The sequence below is a fragment of the Kitasatospora sp. NPDC056181 genome (assembly GCF_042266225.1).
Classification (GTDB): Bacteria; Actinomycetota; Actinomycetes; order Streptomycetales; family Streptomycetaceae; genus Kitasatospora.
In genome coordinates, this window is the sequence record NZ_JBHJUK010000036.1 from 60,084 (window position 1) to 66,083 (window position 6,000).

General features: G+C 70.9%; 4 protein-coding genes. All 4 read left to right on the plus strand.

Annotated features, from left to right (window positions below; all coding sequences use genetic code 11):
• Nucleotides 1-63 precede the first annotated feature (63 nt).
• The 4 genes from ACFC1F_RS16545 (at nucleotide 64) to ACFC1F_RS16560 (ending at nucleotide 4,795) form a co-directional block, all read left to right on the plus strand.
• On the plus strand, nucleotides 64-1,539 hold the full coding sequence (locus ACFC1F_RS16545) for a hypothetical protein (RefSeq protein ID WP_376158925.1): 1,476 nt from the start codon (nucleotides 64-66) through the stop codon (nucleotides 1,537-1,539).
• 136 nt (nucleotides 1,540-1,675) lie between these two features.
• Nucleotides 1,676-2,812 carry a transglycosylase family protein gene (locus ACFC1F_RS16550; protein ID WP_376158927.1) on the plus strand — a complete coding sequence of 379 codons (1,137 nt, stop codon included), beginning with the start codon at nucleotides 1,676-1,678 and terminating at the stop codon, nucleotides 2,810-2,812.
• Nucleotides 2,813-3,114: 302 nt separating this feature from the next.
• Nucleotides 3,115-3,783: a hypothetical protein gene (locus ACFC1F_RS16555; protein ID WP_376158929.1), complete on the plus strand. Its 669-nt coding sequence runs from the start codon at nucleotides 3,115-3,117 to the stop codon at nucleotides 3,781-3,783.
• A 211-nt stretch (nucleotides 3,784-3,994) separates the two neighbouring features.
• Nucleotides 3,995-4,795, plus strand: a complete 801-nt coding sequence (locus ACFC1F_RS16560) for a TIGR04222 domain-containing membrane protein (protein WP_376158931.1) — start codon at nucleotides 3,995-3,997, stop codon at nucleotides 4,793-4,795.
• Nucleotides 4,796-6,000: the final 1,205 nt, after the last annotated feature.

Here is a 6,000-nt window from a genome sequence, read left to right on the forward strand (position 1 = left end):
CGTGGCCCATCGGCACCACCTCTCACAAGAGTTCAACCCATCGACAAGACAAGGGGTACCCACATGCCCAGCAAGCGCGTCACCCGTGCTGTCACAGCGCTCCTCGTAGCAGGTCTTGCCTCCGCCGTCCTCACCGCCGTGCCGGCCCAGGCCGAAACGACGCCGCAGAGCGTCGCCTCGGTGAACGCGACCCTCGACGGGGACGTGGGCGGCGCCGGCCAGGGCCCGATCACGCCGAGCGAGCCGGGTACCGCCCCGTGGGCCTCCGCCACCTCCAACGTGAGCGCGCCGAGCCTGACGCGTGGTCAGGTCATCAACCGGGCGGCCTCGTGGGTCGACATCGGTCTGAAGTACAACGGCAGCAACGCCTACCAGGGCTACCGCACGGACTGCTCCGGGTACGTCTCCATGGCCTGGAAGTTGAGCTACTCGCTGACCACCCCCGAATTCGTCCCCACCGGGGTGACCTCCCGGATCGGCAAGGAGGACCTCAAGCCGGGCGACGCGCTGCTGAACGACGCCTACGGGAACGACGGACACATCGTCCTCTTCGAGCGCTGGGTCGACAGCTCCCACAACTCCTACATGGGCTACGAGTTCAGCGGAAGCGGTGTCCATCACCGGGAAATCCCGTACCCCTACTTCCCGGGCACTCGTGGCAACCCCTACAGGCCGGTCCGCAACAACAGCATCGTCGACGACGCCACGCCGACGCCGCCGAAGCCGACGGCGAACAACCGGACGCTGGAGACGATCCAGGGCGGAGCGCTGCACGAGGTCTACACCAAGGGTTCCGCTTGGCACGACAACCCGGTGCCGGGTGTGGGGAACCTGAGTGCGCTGGCCTTCGCCTACAGTCCGTCGGGTCAGCGGGTGATCGAGGCCGTGGAGAACGGTGCGCTGCACGAGATCTACACGGCCGCCGACGGCTGGCACGACGAGGCCGTTCCGGTTTCCGGGACGATCGACTCCCTGGCTTTCGCCTTCGACCCGAACACCGGGTACCGGGTGATCGAGGCGGTCGAGGGCGGGACGATCCACGAGATCTACACGGACTCGACCGGATGGCACGAGGACGTGATCCCGGGTGTGGCGAACGTGAGCGCGCTGGACATCGCCTACAGTCCGGCGGGTCGGCGGGTGATCCAGGCGGTCGAGAACGGTGTGCTGCACGAGATCTACGCCGACTCCGACGGCTGGCACGACAACGTCGTTCCGGGCGTGGGCGGGAACATCAGTGCGCTCGGGTTCGCGATCAACAAGGCGACCGGGCAGCGGGTCATCGAGGCGGTCGAGGGCGGTGTACTGCACGAGATCTACTCCGACGGAGAGGTCTGGCGCGACAACGTCGTTCCCGGAGTGAGCGGCAACATCACCTCCGTCTCGGTCAAGGTCAAGGCGACCGGCGACCGCGTCGTGGAGCTCGTCAACGACGGTGTGCTGCACGAGATCTACAGCGACTCCACCGGCTGGCACGACAACGTCGTCCCCGGTACCGCGGGCGGCGCCAGCGCGGTCTCCTTCGACCTCACCCTCTGACCGGTCCGTCCCGGGTGCCCGGTGCGAAGCGCGTGCCGGGCACCTCGCGAACGCCCTCCGGCGTACTCGTCCGCGCCTGCCGGTGCACTCGCCGTGCCGGGCGGACCGTCAACCGAGCCCACTCCAAGGAACATCCATGTCCATGCAGCGCACCCGCACCCGCTCCCGCTCCCGCTCCCGCTCCCGCCTGAGCAGCGTGCTCGCCCTCGGCGCCGCCGTCTCGCTGGCCCCGGCGACCTTGGCCGCCACCGCCGGCTCCGCGACCGCGGCCTCCGTGGCCACCTGGGACAAGGTCGCGCAGTGCGAGAGCGGCGGCGACTGGTCGATAGTCTCCTCCACGAGCCCCCGCTACTACGGCGGCCTCCAGTTCCTCCAGTCCACCTGGATCGCCAACGGCGGCGGCCAGTACGCGCCGTACGCCAACCAGGCCACCAAGCAGCAGCAGATCCTGATCGCCGAGAAGGTCCTCGCCTCCCAGGGCCAGAACGCCTGGCCGGTCTGCGGCCCCAGGGCCGGCCTCGGGGCCGACCACGCGAACCCGTACCCGGACAACCCGGGGCCGGTGACCCCGCCGAAGCCGGAGCCCAGGACGCTGACCTGGTACCTGTCGGACAACGCGGCGTCCGCGGTGTCCACCCGCCCGGCCTTCGGCTTCGGGAACACGCCGATGATCCCGCTGGCGGGTGACTTCGACGGGGACGGCACGGACACGCAGGCGGCCTACGATCCGACGACCTCGACGTTCTTCCTGGCGAACTCGGGCAACGCGGCGCAGTCGACGCTGGTGTTCGGCAACCCGGGCAACCGCCCCGTGCTGGGCCGCTGGGACGGCACCACCTCGCAGCTCGGCGTCTACATGCCCGACACCGCCAAGTTCCACCTCCGCCACGCCAACGGCGACGTGACCTCCTTCGCCTTCGGCAACGGCGGCGACTGGAAGCCCGTCGCCGGCGACTGGGACGGCAACGGAACCGTGACGGTCGGCCTCTACGACCCGGCCACCAGCACCTTCTACCTGCGCAACAGCAACACCGAGGGCCCCGCCGACCGGACCATCGCCTTCGGCAACCCCAACAGCATCCCCCTGGCCGGGGACTGGGACCACTCCGGCCGCACCGACGTCGGCGTCTACATGCCCGGCAACCACACCTTCTACTTCCGCCACGACGACGGCACGGTCACCTCCGTCAGCTACGGCAACGCCGGCGACACCCCCGTCACCGGCGACTGGGACGGCGACGGCCGCGCCACCCAGGGCGTCATCCACTCGTGATCAACCGGGCGCACTCGTGACCAACCAGCGGTCCGACAGCCTTGGTCCTGATCCCCGGGGCCGGGCGGTCGTGCTCCACCGGGGTCCGGGCGGACGGGTTCGGCCCCGTCCGACCGGGCCGTGATCGCGCAGGGCCCCGACCCGGTACGGCGGTCGGGGCCCTCGCGCGTCGACGGAAGATCACTGAGTCCCCATCAGAGGTGCGGCCCGGCGCAGACGGGCAGGACGGGAACCGCCAGGAGATCGTGTGATTTGATGTCCGCTGATGATCTTCGAGGTGAAGAGCGCAACGGGGGCACCTGATGGACAACAAGCTGAAGCAGTACGGACGCAATCTCGCACTGGCGGGGACCGTCGCCGCGCTCGCCCTGGGGGCGGGGGCGTGCAGTTCCAGCGGCGCCGGGGCGGCGTTCAGCGCCGGCGTGGCGCTGTCGGAGCCGAACCAGGTGCGGGACGCGCTGCCGAGCTCGATCTCGCTCCCCTCGGGGTGGCGACTCGCCCCGGGCGCGAACCCGCCGAAGGCCATCGAGCAGGCCGAGGCGTCCAGCACCTGCCGGAAGAAGCTGTCGAGCAGCTGCTCCGGTCTCCAATTGGGCGGCACCGTCCGGTACGAGCAGGCTTCCAACACCGACAACGACATCCGCTTCACCATGCTGACCTTCGACACCCCGGAGAACGCCGGCCCCGCCTTCGAGGCGATGGTGGGGTCGCTGGAGAAGAGCGACAGCAACGCGCACCGGATCAGCCTGAAGACGGGCGCCGAGCAGTCGCAGGGCTTCGAGCGGCCCGCCGATTCGGACGACTCCTCGCATCCCGTCGTCGCCTCGGCCATGGCGATGCGGGTCGGAACCGTCGTGGTCCTGATCGAGCTCGACGAGGACGAGCGCGACCACAAGACGCTGCAGCAGTTCACCGCGCTCCAGGTGGAACGGATCAGGCGGGTCCAGCAGGGCAAGAACCCGGACGCCTGACCTGGCGTCTGACCCGACGCTTGAGCGGGCGCCTGACGCCCGCTCGGCGAACACCCGGGTGACAGCCGGGACGACCAGGACGGCCGGGACGGCCGCGTCGTCGTCCCCGGACCGGGCCCCGCAGGCGGTCCGTCCGACCTTCCGCTGCCACCGGCGCCGGTAGCCTTGCGGGCACCGGCCGGACGGCGGGTGTGCGGGGGAGTGGTGGATCGTGCGCGTGGGACGGGCCGGGCGGGTCGAGGAGTTGTCGCTCCATGAGCTGGCCTACCTGGCCGGCGGGCCGTGGCGGGTGGCCGAGACCGCGCTGGTGCGGCTGCTCCTCACGGCCCGGGTGGAGATCGACCGGCACGGCATGGTCCGGGTGGTCCGGCCCCGCCCCCGCGACGAGGTCGAGGCCGTCCTGCTCGCCGCGCTCGGCCCCTCCGGCACCGGCTGGCTCGGCGCCCCGCACGCCGCGTTCGGCCCCAGCGCGCCCGCCCGGGACCTGGAGGCGCGCCTACGGAGCCGTGGTCTGCTGGTCGGCGGCGGCACTGCGGTCACCGGTGGGCGTTCGCTCAGGCTGCCGACCGCCGTGGTCGTCCCGCTGTTGATCGTGGTCTCGGTCGTCACCGCCCGGACGGCCGTGACGGTCCTCGGGGCGGACCCGGGCGCCGCCATGGTGCTGAGCAGCCTCGTTGCCCTTCTGGTCGCGGTCGCCCTGACCCGCCGTACGTCGCATCCCGACCCGTACGGGCGGCCCGCCCCCCGTGTGCTTCCCCTTCTCGCCGCGCTGCGGGCGGGCGAGCCACTCCCTCCGGGCTGGCGCCTTCCGGAGGACGCCCCCACTCCCACGGGCCGCACCACCTGGGCCGCCCTGGCCGTGACCGGTGTGGGAGCCCTCCGCCGCCGCCGCCTCACCGCCGCCTTCCACGGCGGCCACGCTTGGCCCCCGCCCCGCAGGGACTCCCGACTGGTCGCCGGACGAAGCCGGGCGGATGTCGTCCGCCCGGCCGGCTCGCCCGGCCGGCCATGAGAGGTCCGGAACACCGTCGCTCGGCATGATCACCCCTGCCGGATCCCTGCGCGCGGCCGCAGATCACGCGATCACTGTGCACTTCGGCACCGTTCGGCCCTGGTTGCTGTGCAACTCCGCACTCCGCCGACCCTGTTGTCGCCATAGATTCGACCAGCGATCGCACAGAGGTGCCCGGCGTGCGTCGGAACGCGGGGCACCATGCGGGGATCGCCGGACCACGGGGCCGGCGATCCCCCGCAGATGAAGCCGCCTTCCGATCGGTCGGCGGCCCTGACGATCCGAATCGCCACGTCGACGGGGTGTGACGTGCCCTTCGGGTGCCCCCGGGCGCCACAGCACCAGCTGCGGGCGGGGCGAGCTCTGTTTCTGCCGGTGTCCCCGGCACGGGGCCGACCGGCACCCGCCCCCTTCCACGAGGCTTCCAACCTTCTCCGAAGCGAGGAACGCCCGGTCGATGTCACCGGTCAGGTCCGAGAGGTCGAAGACCCGGCCGTCATCGCCGAGGACTGCCGGAACCTCTTCCCCGCTGGTCCGATCCGCAGTGGCTTCACGCCCTGACTCCCGTCACAGGTCTGCGGGCCGGGACTCTTCACCGAGCCAACACATCGGATGTATCCGTGACCGCCATGGCCGCACGAGTGTTGGCCACCCACCGCAAGAGGCCCTCCGGCGCCTGTCGGCGACCGTTGCGGGCAGGGGTTCCGACAGTACCCTAACTGTTCATCAAAGCTCCAGCCCTGAGGGGCGATAGCAGTCCTTGCGGCCCGGGGTGGAAGCCCGCACGTTGCGGTTGAGATTCGTCCGAAGTTTCCCTATTGTCAGCCGGGTGCCAAGCTCATAAGGTCCTCGTGATCGCAAGGCATCCGATGATTGCGGAGGGCCCGATCCGGCGTGCCTGCCACGAATCCCCACATCCAGGAACGGCCTCCCTCCTGTATGACGGCCGGGAAGGGCAGTCCGGCTCAATCACCCCCGCCTCACTTCCGGGGACAGGCCTCTCGGTCCCCACCACACCGGCTCCCCGCCCCCGCAGGGGAGCCGGTCATCCCAGCCAAGGAGATCAGCACGATGAACCCTCGCTCCTCCAGAATCGCGGCCACGGCCGCTGCCGTGGTCGTCCTGGCGGGGCTCGCCACGGGCTGCAACCGCGGCAGCGACTCGAACGCGTCCGCCGCCGGCGGGAAGCCGGCCAACGGTGTCGA